We start from the raw sequence: 26,611 nt of genomic DNA on the forward strand, positions 1-26,611 counted from the left end.
TTATAGGGCAGGAAGGGAAATAAAAAGGCGCTTTAATTAAGCGCCTTGTTATCTCTGAAAATCTTTAACTCGCTGAGAAGATCTTCGTTGGTAACTTTTTCAAGTGTGCTGATCTTCTTGGTTGGGTAGCTTAGCTTGTAGTAAACGTCCTGATGGAACAGGTAAATCCGCTTACCATCTTTGCTATTGATTTCCAATATTTCGTAAGGGATTTCCTCGAAGTTGCCATACAGATAAAGCCTTTCTTCGTAGAATTGGTACTGAAGTTTGTTGCTGTTGCCAGCCTCAGATTTGACCTCAATATCTATTGGCTTGTTAATTTCAATAGGGTCGCTTTCAGCCAGCGCATCTTCTTTGCCAACTGCTTCAACCTCAAACTCCACATCAGTTTCAAACTCAGCAACTGTTGGTTTTTCAAATGTGGGAGTAATTTCTTCGGCGGCAGGTACCGCAACGTCCGGTATATCTTCAGCAGCTGTTGCGCTGGAGGTTGAAGTAACAGATGCAAACTGCTGCTTATGTTCAACGGGCTTGGCTGGTGTTTCAACAGAAGGAAGCTCTTTAAATGCTATGTCGGGTGCAGTTTTATCTTGCTCGAAAGAAGTGATTGGGTTCATTTGCCCAATTTCAGGGGCAGGGTTAACAGCCTCTTCACTAAAGTAGTACATGCCTCCCACCAGCAGGATAGCAGTGCCTACAGTTGCAGCCACTTTCACCACAGCGGACTGGCCAAGGGTGCCCAACACGCCAACTTCTAACGGAACATTGTCCAGCCTGGTCTTTAGTTCGGCCTTACGGAATTCTTTCAAACCGGAAACCATGTCGCTCTGAGTTTTCATTTCAGCTCTAAGCGAGACATCTGAGGCAAGTTTAGATTCCAGGACTGCTTTGTTGCCATCGGAGATGGTTCCTGTCAGGTACTGCTCAATAAGTTCTTTAAAGTCCGTGTTACTCATTCTTAGTCGAGAAAGTCTTCTTCTTTATACCTACTTCTGATCAACAGATCAAGTCGTTTCATGCATTTGTATTTTTTGGTCTTTGCTGTGTCTGTGTTCGCAAACTGAAGTTTCTCTGCTATATCATTCATCGACATACCGTCGAAATAATAATAAGTTAGCAGCTTTTTGCAAATATCCCCAAGATCGCCAATGCATTCCTGAATAATACGTGCCTTTTCTTCTGCGTCATGCTCTTGAAATTCCTCTCCATCTTTCTCTTCATTTGAAAGCCGACTTTTCCTGTCCAGCTCTTTTCTCCATTGATTGAGACAGATACTGTACAAAAAAGTGCTGATTTTGGAGGTCATCACAAGATTTCCACTCACAGCCTTTTGCCAAAAAACGATCAAAGCCTCCTGAAATACATCCTTCGCCTCTTCCTCTGTACCATTGTTGGACAAGACGATCTTTGTCATCATCCTGTAGTACTTCTTATACAAGTAGTCCAGAGCCGTCTCGTCACCCTTGCTTATTTTTGCAAGAATCTCGTCATCTTTCATTGGCGGCTTTTGCTTTAATACTGAAATAGCTGGTCAAGTAACCCCCCAGGTTTATATTAAGAAATTGTAAAGTTATAAAATGTAAATTAATGCTTTTCATTGAATGGTAATTACGGAAGTGGGAGTTACAGCAAAAACTTTATCTTGTTTGCCAGGGGAAATAGCAACGTAACCCGTAAAATTGCCGAATGCAGGCATCAGAGCTCCTTTTTCCCCAAAATAGAAACAAGGGATTCGCACACCTTGCCTTGCCTTTCCTTTGAGACTGATACCGGGGTGGAGGTGTCCTGCAAGATTGTATCCGTTAGCGTTTTTGGTCGGGTGATGACTCATAAAAAAGGGTGCTAGCAGAAGTTCATCCACCACGGTTACATTAATTTTTTTGTAGTTGACAGTTTCGATAATATCATGATTGCCCAAAGTCAGTGTGATTTTGAGGTTTTGGTACTGGCTTCGCCAATCACTGAATGCTTCCCACTCATTGTTTTTGTCGCTGTGAAAAAGGTCTCCCAGCATGATGAGCCGCTTTGGTTGATACTTGTTCAGCAAGAGATCGAGCCTGTCCAAATCCTCGGTATGAATTTTGGATGAGATGGGTATGCCCGCTTTTCGGAAATGCCCGGCCTTGCCGAGATGAAGATCGGAAACAATGAGGCACTCCTGCTCCTTCCAGAAAATGGATTTATGAATCGAAAGTACCAGAGATTGTTCAAGTAGGGTGAACTCCAATGAATCCTTCACTTATTGTTTATTCCTGTGGCAGCCAGGTTTGGGTTCTGTAGAGAAAGTAGAGATAGCCTCTGACTTTTAGTTCATCACCTTCCCTCCATATTTTACATTTGTAGATATTCCCATTTTCAGGATCCATTATTTCACCACCGTCCAACTCACTTCCTTCTTTTTCCATATCGGTGATGATATTCATTCCTATTATTTTTTTGCCCTTTCTGTAGTCTTCACATTCGTCACATACAGGGTCTTGTTCTTCACCAGGTTCCCTGAAAAGCTTAACGATTTTACCGAAATACTTCCCCTCGCTCTCATATATCTCCACTATTGACCTCTTTTTGCCAGTGTTGTCATCAATGGTTACCCACTGTCCGGTTATTGACTGCGCTTGAGAGAGGTAGGAACAAAGCAAAAGGGTAATAAAGACAAGGATTCGCATAATGAGTGATGATGTTTGCTTAAATATAAGGAAGTAGAACAAAAATAAGCAATGTGCTAGCCCTGGCTATCGGCAAATTTCTCCAACTGCTGCTGTAGTTTTATCACCCTGTCCTCGATACTTTCAGTAGTGAGCCTTTCCCTAAGCGACTCAACCATGATGGGAAAGGCGAAGGGGCTTGGCCGGGGCGGGTACATGAGGGTGATTTGCTGTGAGTTGATTCTGTCTACAGCCTCCAGCAGTCTGCTTTGCTCCATTTGAAGGGTGATCACCTCATCCATGGCCTGCTTGAGAAGCAGGTTTTCTTTGTCATAGTCCTCAAAAACCTTGTAGATGATTTGCGAATTGGCTTGCAAGTGCTTGTTGGAGATTGTTTTTCCGGGGAAGCCATGAAAAACAAGGCCAGCGATGGAAGCAATATCCCGGAACCGTCGGCGGGCCATTTCCGACTCGTTGATGCTGTGGTGAATGTCTTCGAGAAGGTTCACGGTAGAAAATAGGTCAAGCTCCAGTGCTTCTTCGATTGGAATCGGCTCATCGGTCAGCAATTCGAAGCCGTAGTCGTTCATGGCAATGGAAAAAGAGATCGGGGCAAGTTTGCCGATTCTGTAAGCCACCAGGCCGCCGAGCACCTCGTGAACAAACCTCCCTTCGAAGGGGTAGATGAAGAGGTGGTGCCCGAACCGACTCTCTACCTTCTCAATCAGGAGTTTGCCAGCGTCTGGCACTATCGACCATCGCTTCTGTAGTTCAATGATGGGCCGTATGGTTTCCAATTCAATATCACTGAAGTCGCCCAGCGCCGCTTGCTCTAATTTTTGCCGGATGAGGATGGATAGTTGCGAGGAGAGAGGCATTCTCCCACCACCCCAGCGGGGTATGAGTCCACGCTTTTTCTTTGCTTTTCTTACGAGCACGGTCATGTCTTTGATCATGATGAATTCGAGGTTGCGACCAGCAAACCAGAAGACATCGCCCCTTGTGAGCTTCGAAGCAAAGCTTTCTTCCACGGTGCCAATATTGCCACCTGTGAGGTATTTGACCCTGAGAGAGGGGTCGCCAACGATAGTGCCTATGGACAGCCGGTGCATGGTAGACTTTCGCCTGTCTGTTACCCGATAAACGCCCTCAATTATTTCGACCTTCGAAAACTCATCGTATTCGCCGAGGCTGCTACCGCCGGTGGTAATAAATTGCAGCGCCCATTGCCACTCTTCCTGGCTGAGAGAGCTAAAACAATAGGTTTGCTTTACTTCCTGAAGAATGACATCAGGTATGAAGCCTTCACCCACGGCAAGTGTTACGAGGTATTGCACGAGCACATCCATGCACTTTTCCAGAGGCTTCCTGCTTTCGTAATAGTCTTTGTCTATAGCCGACCGCAGGGCAGCACCTTCGATCAGCTCGAGTGAATGTGTAGGTACAAAGTAAATTTTACTGGTAGCGCCAGGCTGATGGCCGCTTCTACCGGCTCTCTGCATGAAGCGGGCGACACCCTTAGGCCCCCCCACCTGGATGACGGTATCCACTGGCCTGAAGTCGACACCAAGGTCAAGGCTGCTGGTACACACCACCAATTGGAGCTTGCCGGCGTGCAAGGCCTCTTCTACCCATTTCCTCACGTTGTTGTCCATGCTGCCGTGGTGCATGGCCATGGCACCTGATAGGTGAGGGGCTGCGTGCAAAATCTGCTGGTACCAGATCTCTGTTTGAGAGCGGGTGTTGGTGAAAAGTAAGGTGGTTTTACTCTTTTCGATGATTGGGAGCACTTTGTCCATCATTTTTACACCCAGGTGCCCGCCCCATGGGAACTTCTCAGCCTCGTCGGGCAGCACAGAGATCACTTCTATTTTTTTGTGAATATTGGCTTTGATAGCAACACTGCCAGGGAATAGCGTTGGCCCCAGCAATACCTCCCGGGCCTGGTCGAGGTTGCCAATGGTGGCCGACACGCCCCATATTTTAAGGTTGCCAGGGTTGGTGGCCCTAAGCCGGGAAAAGGCCAGTTCAATTTGAACTCCCCGCTTGGTTCCCAAAAGCTCGTGCCACTCGTCAACGATGATAGTGGTAAGCGATTTAAAATAATTGACAGCCTCTTTCTGACTAAGGAGCAAATGCAGGCTTTCCGGTGTAGTGACCAGGCATTCCGGGGCTGATCTTTTCTGTTTTGCCCGATCTGAAGTGCTGGTATCACCTGTTCGGATGCCGATTTCCCAGGGAATTTCAAAGTCTATGCACATGCCCTCCATGGCGAGTTGAATATCTCTTGCCAACGCACGCAGTGGCGTGATCCAAAGGATTCTCAAGCCGTTCTTTCTGGGTTTCCTGTAGTCGGTGGGGTATTCCCTCATGTACTCAAGCAGGCAGGGCACCCAAAGGGCATAGGTTTTGCCACTCCCGGTGGGCGCATTGAGCAAACCAGATTTCCCCTCAAGAAAGGCCCGCCAGGTATCAACCTGAAAATCAAATGGCTTCCAGCCTTTTTTGACAAACCTCTGCTTGCCGTCTTTGATAAGGTTTTCCAATGGAGTTTTGCGGTGTGTGAGATCGAAAATGAATGAGGGCTACCAAGACGAATCTATAAAAAAGTGAGGGTTATTTAAGGCAAGGAACAAAGTATTGTAAATTAAATTGGGGCTGGCTGGATTGGCGAGCAGGCTGTTATTCTGTCTTAACCTGCATTAATGATGCGTCGGTGTGCAGGTTATTTTCTTGCAGCACTTTTACAATTTCTTCAGCCGCTCTATCGGATGCTTTTCCGTCGAGCGCATAGAAGAATTTCTTATTCGCTGCCTCCCGGGCCGCCCCAAGCGTGTCATTCTTTAACGATTTTTCAATGGCAGTTTTTGCCTCGTCAAATGATTGGACGGAGACGCTGATGGAGCCAATCAACTCCTTGATGTCTTCTGTTAACCTGGTGCCTGTCTCTACCTTGAAGGAGACAATAGGCTTGTTGAAGGCGCAATACTCGCCAATGATGCTACTGGTATCAGAAACCAGCACGTCGGCCAGCATCAGGTAGGGGACAGTATTGTAGCTGTCAATGTAGAAGATGTTCTTTTTGTTGCGTACGCTGTCTTTGTACCCTTTACTCATAAACGGGTGAAGGGTCACCATTACATTGTAGGCATTGCTCAACTCCTCTATTCTTTCATGCCACAGGCGGATAGCCGACATGCCCGACTTGTCCCAGGTGGCGGAGAACATTACAGTGGGTTTTGCTGGATCCAAATTTAAAGAAGTCTTCAACGCTTCAAGGTAGTTGTCGTCAATTTCTCCATTAAAAGCCTGATCAAGTTTAGGGCAACCTATGGCAACTCCGCACTCTATGCCAATTTTCTCACCCATCAGCATGTGTTCCTGAGAGGTCATAAAGAAACGTTGAAAAACGTTGTATTTTTTAGCCTTGATGAACCTTTTGAACTGGTAAACACCATGCGCCATTCCTATTTTGAGTACATTGTCAATAGGGAACTCATGCATGGCGTGCCTGGCCATGATGACAACATCAGGAAAGGAGGGCCAGGAGATGGCAGCTACTCCGAGTGATTCAAGCTCTTTTTTTATGGAAGCATTTTTGGCGACGACTCTTGATTGGGGAAACTTTCTTATGACGGACTTCATAATGAAGTAGTCCATCATTTCACCTATATAAAAGTCTATGACCGGTTCACCCGAGTGAAATAGCTTTTTGACCTTCCAGAAAAGATAGTAAGGGGTTGTGAGGAGATACTCTGATAGTTTCATGAAGTACCAAAATGCATCAAACGTAATGCAATTTCAAAAATTATCTAATATAGATATAGAAACCTTGAGTGAGATTTTTGATTGAGTGTTTCCACGAAAGTAAAACCGTTAGCTGCATTTAATCAGCAAAATTCGAAGGCCTAGAATAGGAAAAGTACTGCACTGGGAAATTCCCTTTCCCAAAACCATATTTTATGTTCACCATCTTCGTGGATGGTAAAGTTTACATTTTCAGATGGGAGGTACTTTGTGAGTGCTTTGAAAAGTGCTTCATTGTCTGCGGGAAAATTCACTTCACTGTTGTGCTCATTTTTCCCAACAACCCCAAAGACCCGAGCGTCTTCCATAACGAGCTTATGGCTAGCCTTTGAGAACACAGAGTCAGCGTTGAAATGCAAAGCCGCCGAAAAAAGAGCAGCCTTTCCAAATACTTCAGGATATTGGGTGAGCCCATAAAATGCTGCAAGACCCCCGAGGCTTGCGCCCATGATAGCGGTGTTGGAGCGGTCTTCCTTCGTTCTATACAGGCTGTCAATGTTTGGCTTTAGCGTATGAACCATAAAGTCCAGATATTGCTGGCCCTTCCCACCCGCCCGCAGCGAAGGGTTGGCATAGAGACTAAATTCATCTGCTCTCGTCTCTTCATTGCTTTGAATGCCTACTACAATCACTCCTTCAAACCCCTCTTTCTCAAGTGCTCGCAAATTTTCATCCACATGCATTTCCTGTGTGTACCCTTCAGGCTTTTCAAAAACCCATTGAGCATCCTGAAAGTAAACAACGGGATATTCCTTTTCAGTTGTCTGGTAGTCGGCAGGAAGATAGAGCCATATCGTCTTGGTTAGGTCGAGCTCAGGGCTGTACAAGTCAAAGGTGAGATAGTTCTTCTTATCCTCCTCATCTTTGCAAGAGGAAAGCAACACTATTAATGCAAGACACGGAAAAATAAGTTTTTTCATATACTTCATCACTACAAGATTAACATCTTCCCTTTAGAAGTCACTTATTTTTCCGAGTTTAATGTGTAAAAAAATTTGTGGAGCATGCACCTTTGAATCCGCTTAGCCTACGTCAGTTGGTAATGACGATAACAAACTTGTACATTTAAAGTTATACAGATCAGCAAAGTATAGATGTCTTCTTTCAAAGAACCTTCTTACAATTTTTTCTCCTTCCTTAGGAAACAAAGGCTCAAGGTTATACTTACCGTGCTGATATCACTGTTGATTTTGGTCGTTGGTACTATTTTAAGTGTATGGACTTTTTATCAAAATAAGAAGACAGTCACGGAAAGGGTGATTTCAAATGAGCTTCCTGTCCTGGTTGACTATGCTGCCGTTCGGTTTATGGAGAATGTGAGTGAGTCAATTCATGTGTCAAAATATTTGGCTAACAGCCCCTTTGTTAAGGACTGGCTCAGGAACGAACAACCTGATACCACGCAAATGCTCAGGTACCTGAACCAAATTGGGGCGAGCAAGAATATTGTTAGCCTTCACATTATCCCAGTTGAAAACCCGGTAATTATTTCAAACAATTGGCCTCGGCGAAAATTAACCGACGCTGCAGATCCTTTTTTTAAGAAATTTCTCGTCAGCGACAATTTTCGGGAGTTCAATATAGACATTAACAAATATGTGAAGCACAAGCAGTTGCTTTTCTATGTCAACAACAAGATTGTTGGAGATGACGGTAGCGTTCTGGGGCTGGCTGACGTGGCCATGCGACTTGATAAGTTTAGTTCAGTAATTAAGTATGATAGCCTTGAGTCAATTGGACAGCTTTATATTGTTGACCGCAGTGGCACCATCAAACTTCACAACGACACGACCCGGATAGGGCATAGTAGTTCGGTTTCAAATGGATCCAATATTAAAAATGAGCCCGGCTTGGACGAAGTGGCTGAAGATATACTCAGCGGTAAGGTGTCAATCGCAGAGTTCCAAAGGGAAGGGAAAACCATTTTGTTAATGACGAGGGTCTTACCTGAATTTGACTGGCTTGTCGTTGCAGAAGTGCCCAAGGAAGATTTTATGGCTCCGTATCTTAGCATGCTATGGAAAAACTTGATAATGAGTATTTTAGGCGCTATTCTGAGTGTGGTATTAGTGGTAGGCATTACTTCCCGGTGGGTGGTAAGACCTCTTATGCTGCTGAAGAGCGGTCTCATCAACTTTTTTCTTTTTTTGAACGGCGACCGAACCGGTTATGAAAAGATATCGGAGCGGGGAAGCAGGGAAATGAGAGACATGGCCCACGAGATAAACCGTGAGGTCGACAGGATCAAGTCTAATCTTGAAAAAGATCAGGCACTGATTATGGAAATGCAGTTTCTCATAGAGCAAGTTAACAATGGCGTTTTTTCTGTAAGACTGAAAGAGCAGGCGGCAAACCCGAGACTAAGAAGGCTGAGAGCTGATATAAATCACATGCTCGAATTGTTGAGTGCAAAGGTTGGCGATAACCTCAACGAGACCCTAAAATCACTACAGCAATATGCCAACCTTAATTTTTCCGACGCTTCAAAGAACAAGAATTTGGGTGAGCTGGGAGCACAGGTCCATAGCATGGGCACGGCGTTGGAGAATGCGTTGCATGAAATAAAGTCGCAAAATAAGGAGCTACAAGAAAAGCGGATCAAAGTAGATGAACAGAATAAGTTTATCGAGTCCCGCAACAAGGAGCTGAGTAATGTGAATGCTCAAATCAATCTGATCAACTCGAAGCTTGAAACGCTGGTTGAGGAGAAAACCCTTAACCTGCAAAAAGCTTACCGTGAACTGGATACGTTTCTATACCGAGCCTCACACGATTTGAGGCGCCCTTTAACGACATTAAGAGGAATTGTCCAGCTGGTTGAGGATAGAAATACTGATGAAAAAGTTGGGGAACTCTACGAATTGATTGACAAGGTCATCAGTGGAATGGACAGCATGCTTAAGAAGCTAATTGCTATTAGCTATGTTTCCAGTACCGAATTAACGGTTAATCATATCGGCAGCGATTTGTGTGCCAAACTGGTGGAAAAGGTTTTGGACGGTTTTCAGGATAGATTGACCGACAATGGTACAAAAGTCACCGTAAATATTGCCCCTGACTTAGGCTTTAATGCTAGCGAAGACTTGATAGAAAGTGTGCTCACTAACATCGTCGAAAACTCCTTGATATTTTCCTCAAAAGTAGAACCTGTACTCGTAATAAGCTTTACCGAGGGGCCTAAAGATCATGTAAGCCTTACTGTGGAAGATAATGGAGTGGGTATTCCGCAAAATGTGCAGGACAGATGTTTTGATATGTTTTTCAAAGGCAGTCAGTTATCGCAGGGAGACGGCCTTGGCTTATACGTTGTAAAGAAAATAGCTGACAGGCTGGGGGCTGCTATCGTGCTCAAAAGCCAGGTTGGCAAGGGCACCACTATTGTAGTGAAGTTTCCGAAGGAGCGCTCAGAATAAGGCAAAAAAAATGACCCGCACCAGAAAGAGGCACGGGTCATTTAAGTTTCGTGTATAGCTTTTACAAGACTCGGTTTTACTTAACCTTTTCAAGCACCTTCTCTACCTTCACACTAATCTCTTTTGCTGTTTGCTCATTGAGCTGCTGGTCTATCGACGCTGTGTGAGGTTTTTCGGAAATATGCGGCGCAATGATGAGGGCAACAATAGACGTAAGCTTGATAAGGATGTTCATCGACGGTCCGGAAGTGTCTTTGAAAGGATCACCTACAGTATCACCAGTCACTGACGCTTTGTGCGGCTCAGAGCCTTTGTACTCCATCTTACCATTGATTTCAACACCCTTTTCGAACGACTTCTTTGCATTGTCCCAGGCACCACCGGCGTTGTTTTGGAAAATTCCCATCAACACACCAGAAACAGTGATACCGGCAAGGGTTCCCCCGAGTACTTCAGGTCCAAAGCTGAAACCAACGATGATCGGAGTCAGCAGGGCAATGGCACCAGGCAGCATCATTTCACGAATGGAAGCTTTGGTTGAAATGGCGACACATTTGTCATATTCTGGCTTTCCTTTGTACTCCATGATGCCAGGAATTTCCTTGAACTGACGACGCACTTCGTTTACCATGTCCATAGCCGCACGACCTACGGCCGCAATAGCAAGGGAGGAAAATATAAATGGGATCATTCCGCCCACGAACAAGCCTGCAAGCACGTCAGCCTTGTAAATATCGATTGAGTCGATTCCAGCTACACCAACAAACGCTGCAAATAGCGCAAGTGCCGTAAGTGCAGCCGAAGCGATAGCAAAACCTTTTCCAGCTGCTGCGGTAGTGTTACCTACTGCGTCCAGGTTGTCGGTGCGCTCACGAACTTCTTTAGGAAGACCACTCATTTCAGCGATACCTCCGGCATTATCTGCAATCGGGCCAAAGGCGTCGATGGCAAGCTGCATAGCTGTAGTGGCCATCATACCGGCAGCCGCAATGGCTACACCATAGAGGCCAGCAAACGAAAACGAGCCATAAATGCCGGCGGCAAGAATCAGGATAGGTAGCACTGTCGATTCCATTCCGACAGAAAGGCCACCGATAATATTGGTTGCATGACCTGTAGAAGACTGTTGAACAATAGAGTTGACAGGTTTTTTACCCATGGCAGTGTAGTACTCGGTCACTATGCTCATCAATGCGCCAACCACAAGGCCGAGCAGGATAGCGTAGAACACGTCCATATTGGTGAATTCGTAACCTCTGATGGAAAGGTTAGCAGGAAGCATGTAGTTTACGAGAAAGAAAGAGCCAACACCAGTCAGGAAGATAGATGACCAGTTGCCCATGTTCAAAGCTGCCTGAACACTGGAAGTTTCACTTTTGATGCGGACAAAAAATGTACCTACTATAGAGAAAACAAGACCCATACCGGCAATAATCATCGGTAGCAAAATGGGAGAGAACCCACCGAAGGCATCGGCAGAAGCATCAATTTCTTGTCCCAATACCATGGTGGCAAGGATGGTGGCTACGTAAGACCCGAAAAGGTCAGCGCCCATGCCAGCTACGTCACCTACGTTATCACCCACGTTGTCGGCAATCGTTGCAGGGTTACGAACGTCGTCTTCGGGAATGCCAGCTTCAACTTTACCGACCAGGTCAGCGCCTACGTCAGCGGCTTTGGTGTATATGCCACCACCAACACGGGCGAAAAGAGCGATAGATTCGGCTCCTAAAGAAAAACCAGCTAACACTTCAATAGCAGTTTTCATTTCAAGGCCGGTAGCCGCAGCTCCTTCGGGCACGAAAATCTGAACCAATACAATGAACAGTGAGCCAAGGCCCAGAACAGCCAGACCAGCTACACCAAGGCCCATAACGGCACCACCGTTAAAAGAAACTTTCAAGGCCTGGGCCAGTGAGGTTCTTGCGGCTTGGGTGGTTCTCACGTTTGCCTTTGTGGCGATGTTCATGCCTACCCAGCCAGCAAATGCAGAAAGAACCGCACCTATTACAAAGGCGATGGCGATGGTTGGGTGAGAGTCAGGAACAAGAGTGCCCGAATAGGCAAGCAGAATTGCGGCGATTACCACGAAATAGCCAAGCACTTTCCACTCTGCCTTCAGGAAAGCCATGGCTCCGTCGGCGATGTAGCCGGCCAATACCTTCATATTGTCATCACCGGCATCTTGTTTCGATACCCACGACGATTTCATGATCATTACGATCAATCCTAAAATCCCCAGAGCAGGGACTAAATACACTATACTGTTCATGGTCAGTTTTTAGTTCAATGAAAAGTTGTTAGACCTTAATACATGTTAAGGCTCATTTCAGGGGCGCAAAAATAGCTGAGTAAATTGAAAAATTTTAATATAATCGGATGATTTTTGGATACTTGGTATTTCCCTCAACAAATACCGTCGTGGAAAGCTACATTTTTTAATGGGACAAGATTTTGTCTATCAGTTGTGGTGTTTTTCCAGGCTTGGCATACGTAAGTCGGGCTATTTTGTTGGTGGAGTGGTACGAATCGAGCCCACTGCAAGTGACGACCTGAGCAGCTTCCAGGTCAACAAAACCGTCTGATCCGATGCAAGAATCTGGCACCAACGTTTCTTTTATGGCTCCAATAACGAGTTCGGTGCCATTGGCTTTGATGGTTTGCACTTCCACAAGCTCAAGACCGATTTTTATTGTAGCTTCCTTCACATAGGGAGAAGAAAAGCTTCCGTTGAATTCTGGTGTTAGCCCGGTGGCTTCAAATTCACTTTCTCCATACCTTGCGCTGGTTTGATGTGCCTGCGGCACGGTCTTTTCTGTGAAATGGTTCAAGGTAAATGAACCGGTAGCCAAAATGTTCTCGAACGTGTGCCTGGAAACAGTATGCGGCCTGAAAAGTACACCAATCAGCGGAGGTGTTGCTCCCACATGGATCACCTGACTGAAAACAGCCAGGTTATTAACTCTCTCTAAGCTTCTGCTTCCGATCAAGGTCACGCTTTTGAATCCCGTTAGCGAATTGACAAAGTTGCGTCTAACCAGGCTTTCCATGGAAAGTATGTCTTCAGCTTTGAGGTGGGAAACATTTGCACTGTTCATAGTTGAATAGCTTCCTGAATATTATCGCAATACCTGATGTCTAGTTTTTTAACTGCTTCTGGCGACATTTTGCTGGCGATCTTCTCTCGTTCAATGGCAACGGCTGTCTTAAACCAGTTGAGATTCGGCAGTATTTTTCGATGTTGAAGTAATCCATAACGCATCATTTCCTGTTTCCAATAAAGAAAATACCATTCCATTGAAGGCTGATGAAATGTGCGCAGTGATCTTTTATCAAAAATGAATTTTGTAAAATCTCCACTTTCAATTAGAGCTGAAATTTGTTGGAACATAGAGCGAAAATGTTCTATAGGTACGTAGTCCGAAAGTAGCTGGCAAAGGACGACCTTCAAGCCAGGGTGATAGACAACCCTTGCCCAGCGGTTTTCGAAACGTAGCTGGAAACCCATTGCTTCCATGTCGGCTTCTTTCAAGTTTCTTATAGCTTCCATAGGCGTGGCTTTAATGGCGGCTTTCTTTCAAGCGTGCTTTGTCCTGGATAATGTCTTCTTTGAAGGCCTTCATGTTTTGCTCAAGCTTAGACGCATAGTCGAAAGCCGATTTAAGCATGCTTTCCTGAGAGTTTATCTGTTCTTTTAAGTAATCAAGTTCTTCGTTTAGCAATGATATCCTTTGCTCATACTGGATTCGAAGCCTTTCTTTCTCGAGTTCAAGCCTTTTCAACTCAGTTTTAAAAATTAGAAATGCTTCCGGCGGACTTGGCATGAATATTACATGTTGAATGATATACTATCTATATCTTTAAGATCGACCGAATTGTTTTGAAGAATGATGATTAAATCGGTCTGATACTCGACATTCCACCATCAAGGTGCACCACTTGGCCTGTGATCCAGCTAGCGGAGGTGAGAAGGTGAATAACAGTTTCAGCCAGTTCCTGGGCAGTACCTACGTGCCCCATTGGGTTTCTTTTCTCAGCAGCGGTTCGTTTGTCCTCAGACGACAAAAGGCCGGCGGCAAGCGGAGTGTCCACAAGAGAAGGTGCAATTGTGTTCACCCTTATCCCCTGGCTCACCCACTCCGCAGCTAGCGATTTGGCAAGCCCCTCAACGGCTCCTTTGGCGGCCCCTACCGAAGCATGAAAGCCCATGCCCTGCGACACAGCCACTGTGCTAAAGAGTACGACACTCGATTTGTCAGCAGTTTTTAGCGATGGATAAGCCCTTTGTAAGGCTTTTACTGCGCCGATGAGATTGACACTGAAGTCAAGATTGAAATCTGCCTCAGTGAGGCGGTGAAATGGCTTCAAGTTAATGGTGCCCGGGCAGTATACAAATCCGTCAAGCACTTCAGGAAGTGAGACCCCCGACCAGTCTCCGATGGTGACGTCAAGCTGATGGCGCACCAGGTTGGCATGACTCAAAGGGCTTTGTGATCTTGAAATGCTGTGAACCGAATGCCCCATTTCAAGCAGCTTCTTCACTACCTCAAGCCCAATGCCCTTCGATCCGCCAACGACCAGATAGCTTTTTGCATTCCCGTCACTCATTAGTAAATAGTTTTTTTGGTGTAGCTTATTGCTACTTCACTAACTATTTACCATTGAGATTGTTGGGCGTATTGATGTAATTCAAAAATTCTTTCTTGGTGTTTTCATCTGAAAACTTTCCGCTGAAATGTGCAGTACCTGTTCTGCTGTTGGTGTCGCCCACTCCACGTGAAGAAACACACATGTGCACGGCATCTACCACAACTCCCACGTTGTCTGTCTTTAAAATCTTTTTCAGCTCATTGGCAATTTGCACGGTCATTCTTTCCTGTACCTGAGGCCTTTTTGCATAATACTGAACAATACGGTTGATTTTTGATAAGCCTATCACCTTCCCACTGGAAATGTATGCCACATGAGCCTTGCCATAAATAGGCACAAAATGATGCTCGCAATACGAATAGAAGGTAATGTCACGTTCTACCAGCATTTCATTGTACTCGTATTTGTTGTCAAACAGCTTTGCTGTAGGCTTGTTTTTTGGGTTTAAGCCGCTGAATACCTCCTTAACATACATTTTAGCGACTCTATTCGGAGTACCTTTCAGGCTGTCGTCGGTCAGATCCATGCCCAAAATATGCATGATCTCCCTGAAGTGCTTGGCAATAAGCTCCATTTTGAGATCGTCATCCATCTCGAAAGCATCGGCCCTTAGTGGTGTCTCGTAGGAGGTCGCCACATGATCATCTTCCATGTCGTCTATGTCCAATGCCTGGCTAGGCTGGGTACTCAACAAAGTTTCTTTCTGTTTCATAAAGGGTAATTTTTAAATCAAGTTTGCTGTCAATCCTGGCTCTCAACAGGTCATAGATTACAATCGCAATATTTTCAGCAGTTGGATTCAAAGAGCGAAACTCTTCCACGTCGATGTTTAAGTTTTTGTGGTCAAATTTTCTCGTCACATGTTCTTTCACCAGATCGCTTAATACTTTCATATCAAACACGTACCCTGTTTCAGGGTCAGGCTCTCCCACCAGCTTTACCACCAAATCGTAATTGTGTCCGTGATAATTGCCATTATTGCACTTTCCAAAAACCTCTCTGTTCTTTTCTTCACTCCAGGCCGGATTGTTGAGCCTGTGGGCTGCATTAAAATGTTCTTTTCTGTAGACTGCTACCTTCATTCAGGAGTATTTGAAATTCTATAAACGTTTATTTGGTAAATAAGTGCAATAATTCCTGTTAATAGAATCAATTAGTCAGCAAACATTATGAAGAGTCAACTTGTTTAATTTTTTTAACAATAGATTAAACAATCCTTCAAAGCATGGAGAATAGAGTGGATGTATGTGTGGTTGGAAGTGGAATGGGTGGTTTAACAAGCGCTGCTCTGTTGGCCCAGAAAGGACTAACGGTGGCTGTGTTAGAGCAAAATTACCTGCCAGGAGGATGCACAAGTTCGTATTGGCGCAAGGGTTTCGTTTTTGAAACTGGCGCTACCACACTGGTTGGCCTGGATGAAGGAATGCCCCTGAAGCATCTTTTGGACAAGACAGGCATCCCGCTCTCTGCCAGAAAGCTTGCCTTGCCTATGCAGGTGGTGTTGGCAGACGGAACAGTCATCAACCGACATGAAGCTATTGAAGACTGGATTAAAGAGGCAGAGAGGGTTTTTGGAAGCAAGGGCCAGCGACCATTTTGGGAGTTTTGTTACAAAGTCAGCAAGTTTGTTTGGAATGCCTCGCTTCGCTTCCGGGAATTTCCCCCGTCGTCTTTTTCGGAGCTTATGAAATTGGCTTCTAATGCTCGCATAACCGATTTTAGCTATGCCAGGTGGAGCTTCTATTCTATTGCAGACCTTCTTCAAAAATATGGACTCGATCAAAATGAACGATTTGTTGCATTCGTTAACGAACAGCTACTCATCACCGCTCAAAATCACATGGAGGAGGTGAATGTGCTTTTTGGGGCAACAGCCCTGTGCTACACTAACTATGGCAATTATTATCTGGATGGGGGCATGATCAATCTTGTAAACCCTTTGGTAAATTATATTGAGGGCAGGGGAGGAGTAGTTGCTTTGAGGTGCCGGGTAGAGAAGATAGTAGCCGACGGAGAGAGATACACTATTGGCACCTCAAAGGGCACTTTTGACTCCAGGTTTGTGATAGGGGCTATCCCAATTAACAATCTTAGGGAGTTGTTTCCACAAGTGCTGCAGAGAGGAGCAAAGGATATGCCATCGCAGATGCTGAACAGTGCCTTTCAGCTTAGTTTTGGTTTTAGGCCTAGAAGACAATTCGATGCTATTCACTACCAAATTCATCTCAAGGAACCGTTAAGTGGAATAAAATCCAGGAGCATTTTTTTAAGCGTAAGCCACCCCCTTGACGAAACCCGGTCAGATGTGGAAGGCCTGATGGTGGCGTCGGTCACTACTCATATTCCACACCCCGGAGGCACTGAAATTGCCAGCGATATTTTGGAAAAGGAAATCATCGACACCCTCGAGCACCATGGTTTTCTGGAGCGAAAGGATATCGTTTACAAACACAACTCTGGGCCAAAGGCCTGGGAAAAGTGGACTGGAAGAAAATGGGGTTTCGTGGGCGGTTATCCACAATATATGAAAATCAGGCCCTGGCAAATGGTCAACAGCAGGCTTGGGCCGAAAGGAGTTTACTTGTGTGGTGACACCGCCTATCCTGGGCAGGGAATTCCGGGAACAGTTTTGAGTGGGATCATTGCAGCTGAAAAACTTTCGAGGGATTGGCTCTGAATTTTTTTCAATCCAAACGATTTTTGTATTAATCTTGCTTTCTCATACGCTTTCGGAATTTTTCTCCGGGAATGGGGGTTTCACTTTTTAAACTGTAAGGAAGTGACTTTTCAAGAGCTAGAAACAAAAATTCAAGAGTATACGGCAGAGGGGAAGAAGTTATTTACAACCTCCTCTTTTCAAACGCACAGCCTGGTAATGCTTCATATGCTGAGCAGGATAGACAACTCGATCCCAGTCTATTTTATCAATACAGGCTATCTTTTTCCGGACACTATCGCTTTTAAGGATCAGGTGGCCAAGGAGTTTGGAATGAAAGTGCTTGATGTAAAATCGAGCATGCCAAGAAACATGCAGGTAGGTAACGATGGTAAACTATTGTTTACAAGTGACCCAGACTACTGCTGCTACATCAATAAAACGCAACCAACCGATGCTTTGCTTCAAGAGCACGACATTTGGATCAATGGAGTAAGAGCGGATCAAAGCGCCGTAAGGGCGGCTATGAAAGTGGAGCAACCGGCTCCGCATAACACGTTTCGGTTCCATCCTATGCTGGACTGGAATGCCAAAATGATTTTTCAATACATAAGGGAACATAATTTGCCGAGGCATCCCATGGATGCCAAAGGCTATATGAGTATAGGCTGTGAACCCTGCACCCGTAAAGTGGATCCTGAAATGCAGGAACGTGAAGCCAGATGGTTTGGGATGAAAAAGACAGAATGCGGTTTACATACCGACCTAATCAGTAAATAGATGCGAGTATTAATTACAGGAGGAGCCGGGTATATTGGAACCCAGGTGGTAGGGAATTTGTGCCAACAGCCCGAGGTTGAGAAGATCATTGTGTATGATAACCTGAGCAAAGGCAACTTCAACTTTTTCTTTGGTCAAAAGTACCCTGGCCACGAAAGAATAAAGCTGGTGTCGGCTGAATTGCTTGACAGCAGAACCCTAAGAAAGCATTTGAAAGAAGTTGATGCCGTGATCCATTTAGCGGCAAGGGTAACGACGCCATTTGCCAATACCGACTCACACTTTTACGAGCAGGTGAACCACTGGGGAACGGCCGAGCTGGTGTATGCAGTTGAAGAGATGGACAATGTGAAGAAACTCATATACACCAGCAGTACCGCCGTTTATGGTGCCAGTGAGGAGCTCGCCACCGAACGAGCCGACACTGATCCGTCGACTTTCTATGGTATTTCGAAGCATAGGGGAGAGGAACACGTGGTTCGCCTGGGTGCAAACAAGGACGCTGTTATATTACGGTGTGGTAATGTATATGGCTACAATAAGAGCATGAGGTTCGACGCCGTCATCAACCGGTTTATGTTTGATGCCAACTTCGGCAATCGAATCCAGATTTTTGGCAACGGCAAACAAGCCAGGGCTTTTATACATGTGACGCACGTTGCCGAGATTATCAAGGAAACTTTACTGAAGCAGGTGCCCTCCGGAATCTATAATGTTGTTGATAAGAACTTGCCCATTCTGGACATAGTGGATGCTATGAAGGAAATGTTTCCCGAACTTGAATACACTTTCATTAACCAGCACATCAGCCTTATGGAATTAAAAGTGAGCCCTGAGACCCTGCTGGCAGATTATATCAACATGCCTCACCCGGAAAGCCTGAGGCAGGAACTACTTGAGTTCAAGGAGAAGTTCTCTTTTTGAAAGATGCAGGCTACGGCTTCTTTTCGAGCTGATAGTCAAGGGTTTGCCTTTATGTGTTTTAGAGGTAATCGAGTCTGTAGTGTGGCGACTGCGGATTCTTGCCGTTAGCGTTAAATGAGCTACCAGAAGCTGTGTGGGAATCAATCTGGAGTTTGAGTTCAGCCACAGAGCGTGACCGTGGGGCTATTTGTTCGTATAGGTTACCTTTCTTTTTGCCTTTCAATTGTATCTGTCGAGGTTTCTAAGGTTGATTCTTCCACGCTTGGTTTCCAGGGCTTATCCAGTAATTAAGTCGGTTTAGCTTAAGATATTGTCAATTCGTCGAATTTCAGTCGTCAGACACAACCCTTCAACTAGCTTTACATTCTTCAAGGTTCATACATAGTTATTTTAAATAATGCATTGGCATTCGTTTTTGCCATTACCAAAACCTATTCAAATGCTTTGCCTGTCTATTTTATGTTCAATCTACAAAGAGTGTCCTCTCATTTGAAAATGAAAATTAAAGCAAGAATCATAAGCTTTTTATTTGTTTCTCTTAGTTTAACTGCCTCGGCGCAGTTTAACCCTCTGGCAAGTTCAATCAAGCGAGCAGACCTGAAATATGATCAGTTTGCCTATTCCAGGGCTGTTGACTACTATAAGTATGCTTATCAGAAGGACTCACTAAATGAGCGGCTGGTGTCGCAGATTGGTATGTGCTACGTGAAACTTAACAACTCAACTGAGGCAGAGGTTTGGTTAAAAATATTGTTAAAGAAATGGCCAGGTACTGACAGCCAATATAAATACCTGCTGGCTCAGCAGTTGAGTAAGAATAAAAAATACGATGAGGCAACCTACTGGTATGGTGTTTCCGATAGGGATGATATGGCCAAGGAGAAAATCAGGGGGATAGAAAGTCTCGGTAAGCTTTTGAGAGACAGCAGTAAGTACGAGGTAAGCGCTTTTGAACACAATTCGCCCCAAAGTGATTTTTCACCTATGTATTTTGAAAAGGGCATTGCTTTTCTATCATCCAGAAAAGAAGAGAAATGGGTTAAGGAAACTTATAACTGGGATGAATCAAATTACTTGGATTTCTACTCATTTGATCCTTATGACACGACAATGCCGATTAAAAAATTAGCAATAGTTAACCCGAGTTATCATGAAGGGCCCGGTGAAGTTTTTGCTTCAGGAAACGGAATTGTTTTCACCAGAAACGGTCTTCAAGAAGCTAATTTAAGAAGAGGTGGAAAACGAGTTGCTAGGCTACAGATATATTTTTCTTATCGTGATGCCAGCGGAAAATGGCTGAATCCCATCCCTTTCAAGTACAATGATAACAACTACTCTCTTGGTCATCCGACAATAAGTAGTGATGAGAAGACACTAATTTTTTCGTCGGACATGCCTGGTGGCTTCGGTGCCACAGATCTTTATATTTCAAAGATGCTTCCAGACAGCACCTGGTCGAAACCGGAGAACCTTGGTTCAAAAATCAATACGGCAGGTAATGAAATGTTCCCCTATCTCGAAAAAAATCAACTTTATTTTGCAAGCGATGGGCATATGGGGCTGGGTGGTCTGGATCTCTATGTTGCAGACTTAGTTGCTTTGGGCACGCAGACCCCGTCCAACCTGGGAGCACCACTGAACAGCAGTAAGGATGACTTTGGTTTAATCGCCGACGCCGGTTTTAGAGCAGGCTATTTTTCATCGGATAGAAATGGGAATGATGACATTTTTAGGTTTTCAACTAATTATACCAAAGTTGTCGGGTGTGTGTTGACTCTGGTTGACTCCATGCCAATTTCAGGAGCCATGGTGAATAGATTTGGGAATAATGGTGAGCTGGTTGAAACTTTACTATCCAATTCTAAGGGTGAATTTTTCTTTGAGATTCCCAACAATTCCCGACTAAAACTGACGGCGGAGAAGTCGTCATATTATTTGCATGAAGGAATAGTTGAGCATGTATCTGGTCAAAGTTTGGAAACAAAGCTGCCGCCAATCTTTCTTTTTCAACCTATTGTGGGGTTAGATGTGGTCGATATTGCAACGATGTCAAAGATTGAGGGAGCGATACAAACTATAAGGAAACTCCCTGACACTGAACCGACTAAACCAATTAGCGATGGGGGTATGCAGTTCGTGGCACTTCCCGGAGCTAGATACGAAATATTGACTTCCGTTGAAGGGTACTATACCAAACGAGATACTGTTGAAGTGCCACTGACAACAATTCCATTTGTATCGCACATAACAAAACTTAGTAAGATTTTGGTGGGTGAGAGTATAAGGCTGGATCATATTTTTTATGATAGCAACAGTGCGAGCCTCAGACCTGAATCCGAGACGGAATTGGATAAGGTGTCCATATTTATGAGTGACAACCCCCACCTCAAAATTGAGCTGGGCTCTCATACGGATTCAAGAGGATCTGCGTCATACAACCTCAGTCTTTCTCAAAAACGAGCTGAGTCAGCAGCCAAATTTTTAATACTTCAGGGTGTGGCTGCAAATCGGATTGTGCCGAAAGGCTATGGAGAAAGTAAAGTACTCAACGGTTGTGGAGATGGTGTTGCTTGCTCAGCAGACGAGCATCAGGAAAACAGGCGCACGGAAATAAAGATTTTGGAAGTAAACTGACCACAAACCATTGAGGTATAGAAAATAGGATTCTACTCCTAGTTGTCGCTTGAAACCTGGTATTCCAGGTTTTCTGAGAGTAGTTCCATAGCTAATACATGGAAGGTGTGTTCGACATATAATGTATTTCCGAGCCTTTGAGAAAACAGACTGCCTACCGCATCAGGAGCGCTCCGCTACAAATCTCAATTTTTCAGGTGTCTGCCATTTCCTGGAGCAATTAGCCTGAGAAGATTTTTATTCGTGATCTTATCCTCGGCTAAAGCACAGACATTGCAAGTCGTCGAGAGTTTACCATCGTTCACCTGTTAGTGATGTCGTTCTATCGAAAGATGTAAGCTAGTGAGGTTAGCAAGCAATAGCTTCACATCATATTTGAACCGTTTACTCAATCCTTTATGACCGGGCGATCACTTACCAAGCGCTTATTTTTCCATTTCATCGCATTTAGCTTTCTTTCGTTATTTGCTACTTTATCTCACCATTCCTTCGGACAGACAAAAGGCCTGATTTATAAGCCTGCATCAGGTGGGGGGGCGGCTGTGCTTGATCCAAACGGCGATGGGTATACTTCATCGTCGGCCTCAGGCTTTGTTTCGAATGACGAGACCGAAAGCGAAATCTCCTACGTTGCCCTGCCAAGTGTTGGGGCATCCGAACCGGACAGTGATCTTGGTCCAGGGCCTTCGTGCGGCTTTACAGACCTGGTGAAGTCAGATGATAACAACACAATCTATACCTACCTGGATGCCGGAAATAATCTGATGTTCCGCTTCAGGTTGGGCGGGACAGCCAGTAACTCGAAGGGATATTCCATCCTAATTGACACCGACCAAAAATTTGGCGCCACCGGCCCAAATGCTGACCCCAACTATGTGGTTGGGAACCCGGGGTTTGAAATTGAGGTTGTGCTTCGTACAAATTTTGGAGTGGGGCTTTACAACGTGGACGGAACCGTTAGCCCTGTAGAAATAGGGAGTGCAACTGTTGACAGACCTTATAACGATTACGCCCAGAAGTCGATCGCTTTGTCAGAGATTTGCGGCGACGACGACTACTTTTATGACTTTTATATTCCATTTGCTCACATCACTGCAGCTTTTCCCGGGGTAACTACCTCCACGCCACTAAGGATGGTGGGCAATACCGTCATTAATCCGAACGCAGCCATGGGAAACAACGGCATATCGGATCTTGGCGGCATCGATGACGCCACAGGCATCACTGACGATTTGTGGGGAAGCCTTGTAGATGTATTTCCGCCAACGTCCCCTGCTGATATCGGATCAGGTACTGTACTTTATGCCAGAGCCAGTTGTCCGTCGATCACGGGTCCACTGGCAGTAGGTGCGACATCAGTTTCAGGTACTTCTACAGAAGTGGATGGGACAATTATTGAATTATTTAAGGACAACGTCTCTATCGGAACAACAACTGTTGCGTCTGGCGCCTGGACCAAATCGGGGCTCACAGCATTGACCCAGGGGGCTGTTATTACTGCAACTGCGACAGTCCCTTCATCGGCGGGAACACAAAAATCTACTTCTATAGCCAACTGCGATTCTGAAACGGTGGGCTCCACTTGCACCAGCCCCCCTACGGGAGTGGCAATTTCCTCAGGCACTAAAGGAATAAGTGGCACCATTAGTAATCCCACGTCAGCGAGTATAACTATTACTGTATATAATTTCCCTTCAAACACCGTGTGGACAAAATCTGGGCTTACGAACCCAGTGACAACAACGGGAACAACCTGGGCTGTTGAAGGGGGTACAGGTAACTTTCTTCCCAATGGAGCATACTACGCCAAGGCACAGGCGATTGGGTTGGGGCAATGTCAGTCAAATGCATCCTCGATAGTTTGCAGTGGTTTAACTAGTTCTACTGCAACAACCATTAGTACCGGGACTGTGTCCGAATTGACGTCGTCAATATCAGGTACAAGCGGGAGCGCCGCCAATGTTACTCTTTACATCAATGGCCTGGCTACCTCCTACACCACTACGGCCGTGGGAACCAACTGGACCATTAATTCAATATCAGGTTTGGCAGTAGGACAGTCAATTACTGCCGTTTCTTATACAACAGGTAACTGCCCGACGACTTCTGCCGCTAAAGTTGTAGCCGCCAAATCAAGGGCCCCATCTATTTCTGGGGAATATTGTATTGATGTTACCGGATCGGTCACAACCGTGAGCGGAGTTTCGTCAGAAGACGAAAATAGCGTTATCAAGATATACACCGGAGCAGCTGGTTTCGAATCTTACACCGGTCGTTCAGGCCTGGTGTCAGCCAATGGTGCCTGGACAGTGTCGGGACTCACGCTTGGGGTTACCACCCGAATCAGTGCAACTGCCCAAACTTCGGGCGAACTGGAAAGTGATTTTTCGGCAGGAGTGGTTATTAATGCGAAAACCCCCGACCCTCTGAACGCTTTAGAGATTACGAGCAATCCGGTAGAAGGAGATGCGTCCATATCGGGAACTGCCACCGTTTCGGCCAACGATCTGGTGATTCAGCTCTATATCGACGGAGTTGCAATAGACGGGGCAAATGCAACCATTGCGGGTGACCTTGCCAATGCGGGAATTCAGGTAGCCTCCTGGACGATTACAGGCCTCGCCACCCCTTTCGATAAATTGTACGCTGGCGGGTCCGCTACGGTAACTGCTGAAGCCCAGGGGGCTGGAACTTGCGAAAGTAATCACTCTGCAGCAAAAACTATAGCCTGCGCTCTACCCGCAAGTCAAACCTTTTCCGCTACAAGCACAGCTCTTGTTTGTGAAGGGGAAACGATCGATTTTCAGATCGATGGATCAGAGAATCTTATTGTGTATGAATTGATCAATCAATCGGGAGTAGCTGTGGGGCCGGCCAAACTGGGGAATGGGAGCCCATTAAGCATTACTACTTTCGGGCTTTCCGCTTCCACGACTTCAATCTCTGTGAAGGCACAAAAAATCGGTGTTACCTGTGAAACGACTTTCACACCTGCGGTAACGGTTGAAGCAAAACCACTAGCTGTAGTGTCGCTTACATCGAGCAGCCTTCAGGTTTGCCGTGGTACAACTTCAGTTGACCTGGGATATACAGTTACCGCCAATGGCCCGGCTATTGACTACAGCATAGTATTTGATGCGGCTGCCCTTTCGGCGGGAATGACTAGTATTTCAAATAATACGACTGTTGCTTCACCAATTTCAGTAGCCGTGCCTGCAGGTATTGCTGCCGGAACATACAATGGATCATTTACTGTAAGAAACTCAAATTCACTGGTGTGTACCAGTGTAGCCAAACCCTTTACGATAACAGTTGTTGAGGCGGTCATCAGTTCAGCACTTCCCGCCAGCCCAACAAGTTGTGGTGGTGCAGACGGTACTATTACAATTGGTGGACTTCAGGCGTCGGCAAGTTACACTGCCCTCGACTACAAAGACGATGGAGCAACTGTAAATCACGGTGCTTTTGTTTCGAATTCAAGCGGCGAATACCAGATAACGGGGCTAAATGCGGGTGCGTATACTGATCTGACAGTTACGATTTCCGGCTGTACATCAACTGCATTCGCCGGGCCCGTTACAATAAGTGACCCGGGGGGAGCGACAATCTCGGAGGGCACCCATGTGCAGCCTACCAATTGTGATACACCAAACGGAGAAATCGTTCTCACCGGCGTAACAAGCGGCACATTCAATGTAAATTTTTCACTCGACGGAACGCCTCAGGCAACTCAAAGCATAAGCGCTACCGGAAGCGGGATTGCAATTCTCAACCTGGGGGAAGGAGCCTATACCAATATATCTATTACTGACGCAAGCAGCTGTAAGTCGAATACGATAAGCGGCCCCATTCAATTGACCAACAACAGCGACCCGACTATTAGTCTGGGAACAAGCCCGTCTGTTGTTACCGGATCAACTTCCGCTAATCTGCCTTATTCATCAACTACCAACAGTCCTAACGAATACACCATCGATTACGACGGAGCAGCCAACACGGCTGGCTTTGCCGACATTTCTACATTCGCAGCATTACCGTCTTCTCCTATAGTGTTAGTAGTGCCAGGTGCAGCGGCCGCTAATACTTACAATGGTTCTCTGGTTGTAAAAAACTCGTCGACTGGTTGTATTTCTTCGTCGACTGCTTTTACAGTTACAATTACTGCTGGTGGCGATGTAACGCCTCCCGCAGCAACTATTACAGGTACTCCAACAGCCGTTAACAGTACGACACCCTACAACGTAACGGTAGACTTCGGTGAAGTAGTAACAGGCTTTGTATCCGGTGAAGTAGTAGTAGGCAACGGCTCAGTAACTGGCTTTACCGATAATGGTGATGGTACATTCACAGTGCAGATCACTCCAAGCGGAGCGGGCAACGTTACAGTAGACGTAGCAGGTTCAGTAGCCACCGATGCAGCAGGCAACAACAACACGGCAGCGACGACGGCAACAACAGTTTATGATACAACAGCTCCTTCGGAAGACATCCCGGGAGACCCATCGGCAGTGAACAGCACCTCTCCGTAAACCGTGACCTTTGAATTCAGCGAAGACGTAACAGGCTTTGCACTGGGCGACATCGTGGTTGGCAATGGTTCTGCAGGGAGCTTCGTAGCTGTAGACGGTAATACCTATACGGCCCAGATCACCCCAAGTGGCGCAGGCGACATTACTGTAGACGTAGCAGGTTCAGTAGCCACCGATGCAGCAGGCAACAACAACACAGCAGCGACGACGGCAACAACAGTTTATGATACAACCGCTCCTGCGGCAAGCATCACAGGTGCCCCATCGGCAGTGAATAGCACGACACCCTACAACGTAACGGTAGACTTCGGCGAAGTAGTCACAGGCTTTGTAAGTGGTGATGTGACGGTAGGGAACGGATCAGTAACTGGGTTTACAGACAATGGTGATGGAACATTCACCGTACAGATCACCCCAAGTGGTGCTGGCGACATTACTGTAGACGTAGCAGGTTCAGTAGCCACCGATGCAGCTGGTAACAACAACACCGCAGCGACGACAGCAACAACGGTTTATGATACAACTGCTCCTACGGTAGACATCCAGGGTGAACCAGTAGCGGTAAACAGCACA

The 26,611-nt window shown here is 45.7% G+C and carries 21 protein-coding genes and 1 pseudogene; 8 read left to right on the top strand and 14 right to left on the bottom strand.

Annotated elements, in window-relative coordinates; all coding sequences use genetic code 11:
• Positions 1–32 precede the first annotated feature (32 nt).
• The 7 genes from RIF36_RS18265 to RIF36_RS18295 form a co-directional block, all read right to left on the bottom strand.
• On the bottom strand, positions 33–956 hold the full coding sequence (locus RIF36_RS18265; RefSeq protein ID WP_350125247.1) for a hypothetical protein: 924 nt from the start codon (positions 954–956) through the stop codon (positions 33–35).
• A 2-nt stretch (positions 957–958) separates the two neighbouring features.
• Positions 959–1,498 carry an RNA polymerase sigma factor gene (locus RIF36_RS18270; protein ID WP_151997413.1) on the bottom strand — a complete coding sequence of 180 codons (540 nt, stop codon included), beginning with the start codon at positions 1,496–1,498 and terminating at the stop codon, positions 959–961.
• A gap of 96 nt (positions 1,499–1,594) precedes the next feature.
• Positions 1,595–2,239, bottom strand: coding sequence for a ligase-associated DNA damage response endonuclease PdeM (gene pdeM, locus RIF36_RS18275; RefSeq protein ID WP_350125244.1), 645 nt, complete (start codon positions 2,237–2,239; stop codon positions 1,595–1,597).
• Between the two features lie 7 nt (positions 2,240–2,246).
• Complete coding sequence (locus tag RIF36_RS18280; RefSeq protein WP_350075823.1) at positions 2,247–2,666, bottom strand: DUF2147 domain-containing protein; 420 nt, start codon at positions 2,664–2,666, stop codon at positions 2,247–2,249.
• Between the two features lie 56 nt (positions 2,667–2,722).
• The gene (locus tag RIF36_RS18285) at positions 2,723–5,191 is read right to left on the bottom strand and encodes a ligase-associated DNA damage response DEXH box helicase (RefSeq protein ID WP_350125241.1); all 2,469 of its coding nucleotides are present in this window, start codon (positions 5,189–5,191) and stop codon (positions 2,723–2,725) included.
• A gap of 136 nt (positions 5,192–5,327) precedes the next feature.
• A complete protein-coding gene (locus tag RIF36_RS18290) occupies positions 5,328–6,413 on the bottom strand; it encodes a CDP-glycerol glycerophosphotransferase family protein (protein WP_350086492.1) in 1,086 nt (361 codons plus the stop codon).
• A 140-nt stretch (positions 6,414–6,553) separates the two neighbouring features.
• Entirely contained in the window at positions 6,554–7,381 is an 828-nt protein-coding gene (locus RIF36_RS18295) for an alpha/beta hydrolase (protein ID WP_350125238.1), read from the bottom strand.
• A 165-nt stretch (positions 7,382–7,546) separates the two neighbouring features.
• On the opposite strand from RIF36_RS18295, the gene RIF36_RS18300 reads away from it, so the two are divergent.
• Positions 7,547–9,865 carry an ATP-binding protein gene (locus tag RIF36_RS18300; protein WP_350125235.1) on the top strand — a complete coding sequence of 773 codons (2,319 nt, stop codon included), beginning with the start codon at positions 7,547–7,549 and terminating at the stop codon, positions 9,863–9,865.
• A gap of 76 nt (positions 9,866–9,941) precedes the next feature.
• Here RIF36_RS18300 and RIF36_RS18305 read toward each other — a convergent pair whose 3' ends face one another.
• The 7 genes from RIF36_RS18305 to RIF36_RS18335 all read right to left on the bottom strand — a co-directional run bounded on the left by RIF36_RS18305 (position 9,942) and on the right by RIF36_RS18335 (position 15,597).
• A complete protein-coding gene (locus RIF36_RS18305; RefSeq protein ID WP_350075814.1) occupies positions 9,942–12,137 on the bottom strand; it encodes a sodium-translocating pyrophosphatase in 2,196 nt (731 codons plus the stop codon).
• A gap of 166 nt (positions 12,138–12,303) precedes the next feature.
• Positions 12,304–12,963: a flavin reductase family protein gene (locus RIF36_RS18310; RefSeq protein ID WP_350125232.1), complete on the bottom strand. Its 660-nt coding sequence runs from the start codon at positions 12,961–12,963 to the stop codon at positions 12,304–12,306.
• A complete protein-coding gene (locus RIF36_RS18315; RefSeq protein WP_350097325.1) occupies positions 12,960–13,415 on the bottom strand; it encodes a hypothetical protein in 456 nt (151 codons plus the stop codon). Before RIF36_RS18315 ends, RIF36_RS18310 begins: the two co-directional genes overlap by 4 nt.
• Before the next feature lie 10 nt (positions 13,416–13,425).
• Positions 13,426–13,689, bottom strand: a complete 264-nt coding sequence (locus tag RIF36_RS18320) for a hypothetical protein (RefSeq protein ID WP_350075808.1) — start codon at positions 13,687–13,689, stop codon at positions 13,426–13,428.
• Positions 13,690–13,759: 70 nt separating this feature from the next.
• Positions 13,760–14,473, bottom strand: coding sequence for an SDR family NAD(P)-dependent oxidoreductase (locus tag RIF36_RS18325; protein ID WP_350125229.1), 714 nt, complete (start codon positions 14,471–14,473; stop codon positions 13,760–13,762).
• 43 nt (positions 14,474–14,516) lie between these two features.
• On the bottom strand, positions 14,517–15,227 hold the full coding sequence (folE, locus tag RIF36_RS18330) for a GTP cyclohydrolase I FolE (RefSeq protein ID WP_151997402.1): 711 nt from the start codon (positions 15,225–15,227) through the stop codon (positions 14,517–14,519).
• On the bottom strand, positions 15,190–15,597 hold the full coding sequence (locus RIF36_RS18335) for a 6-pyruvoyl trahydropterin synthase family protein (protein WP_350075803.1): 408 nt from the start codon (positions 15,595–15,597) through the stop codon (positions 15,190–15,192). Before RIF36_RS18335 ends, folE begins: the two co-directional genes overlap by 38 nt.
• Before the next feature lie 143 nt (positions 15,598–15,740).
• Here RIF36_RS18335 and RIF36_RS18340 point away from each other — a divergent pair, with 143 nt between their 5' ends.
• From RIF36_RS18340 to RIF36_RS18370, 7 genes and pseudogenes are all read left to right on the top strand, one after another.
• Positions 15,741–17,192: a phytoene desaturase family protein gene (locus RIF36_RS18340; RefSeq protein WP_350125226.1), complete on the top strand. Its 1,452-nt coding sequence runs from the start codon at positions 15,741–15,743 to the stop codon at positions 17,190–17,192.
• A 102-nt stretch (positions 17,193–17,294) separates the two neighbouring features.
• Entirely contained in the window at positions 17,295–17,951 is a 657-nt protein-coding gene (locus RIF36_RS18345) for a phosphoadenylyl-sulfate reductase (protein ID WP_151997400.1), read from the top strand.
• Positions 17,952–18,875 carry an NAD-dependent epimerase/dehydratase family protein gene (locus tag RIF36_RS18350; protein ID WP_151997399.1) on the top strand — a complete coding sequence of 308 codons (924 nt, stop codon included), beginning with the start codon at positions 17,952–17,954 and terminating at the stop codon, positions 18,873–18,875.
• A 495-nt stretch (positions 18,876–19,370) separates the two neighbouring features.
• Positions 19,371–19,667, top strand: a pseudogene (locus tag RIF36_RS18355) (tetratricopeptide repeat protein); the annotation flags it as partial.
• A gap of 78 nt (positions 19,668–19,745) precedes the next feature.
• The gene (locus tag RIF36_RS18360; protein WP_350125300.1) at positions 19,746–21,509 is read left to right on the top strand and encodes an OmpA family protein; all 1,764 of its coding nucleotides are present in this window, start codon (positions 19,746–19,748) and stop codon (positions 21,507–21,509) included.
• 398 nt (positions 21,510–21,907) lie between these two features.
• Complete coding sequence (locus RIF36_RS18365; RefSeq protein ID WP_350149488.1) at positions 21,908–26,038, top strand: beta strand repeat-containing protein; 4,131 nt, start codon at positions 21,908–21,910, stop codon at positions 26,036–26,038.
• A gap of 3 nt (positions 26,039–26,041) precedes the next feature.
• The coding region (locus RIF36_RS18370) for an Ig-like domain-containing protein (protein WP_350149490.1) at positions 26,042–26,611 on the top strand (570 nt) is incomplete at its 3' end.

Origin of the sequence: Imperialibacter sp., assembly GCF_040222815.1 — a bacterium.
Taxonomy (GTDB): Bacteria; Bacteroidota; Bacteroidia; order Cytophagales; family Cyclobacteriaceae; genus Imperialibacter.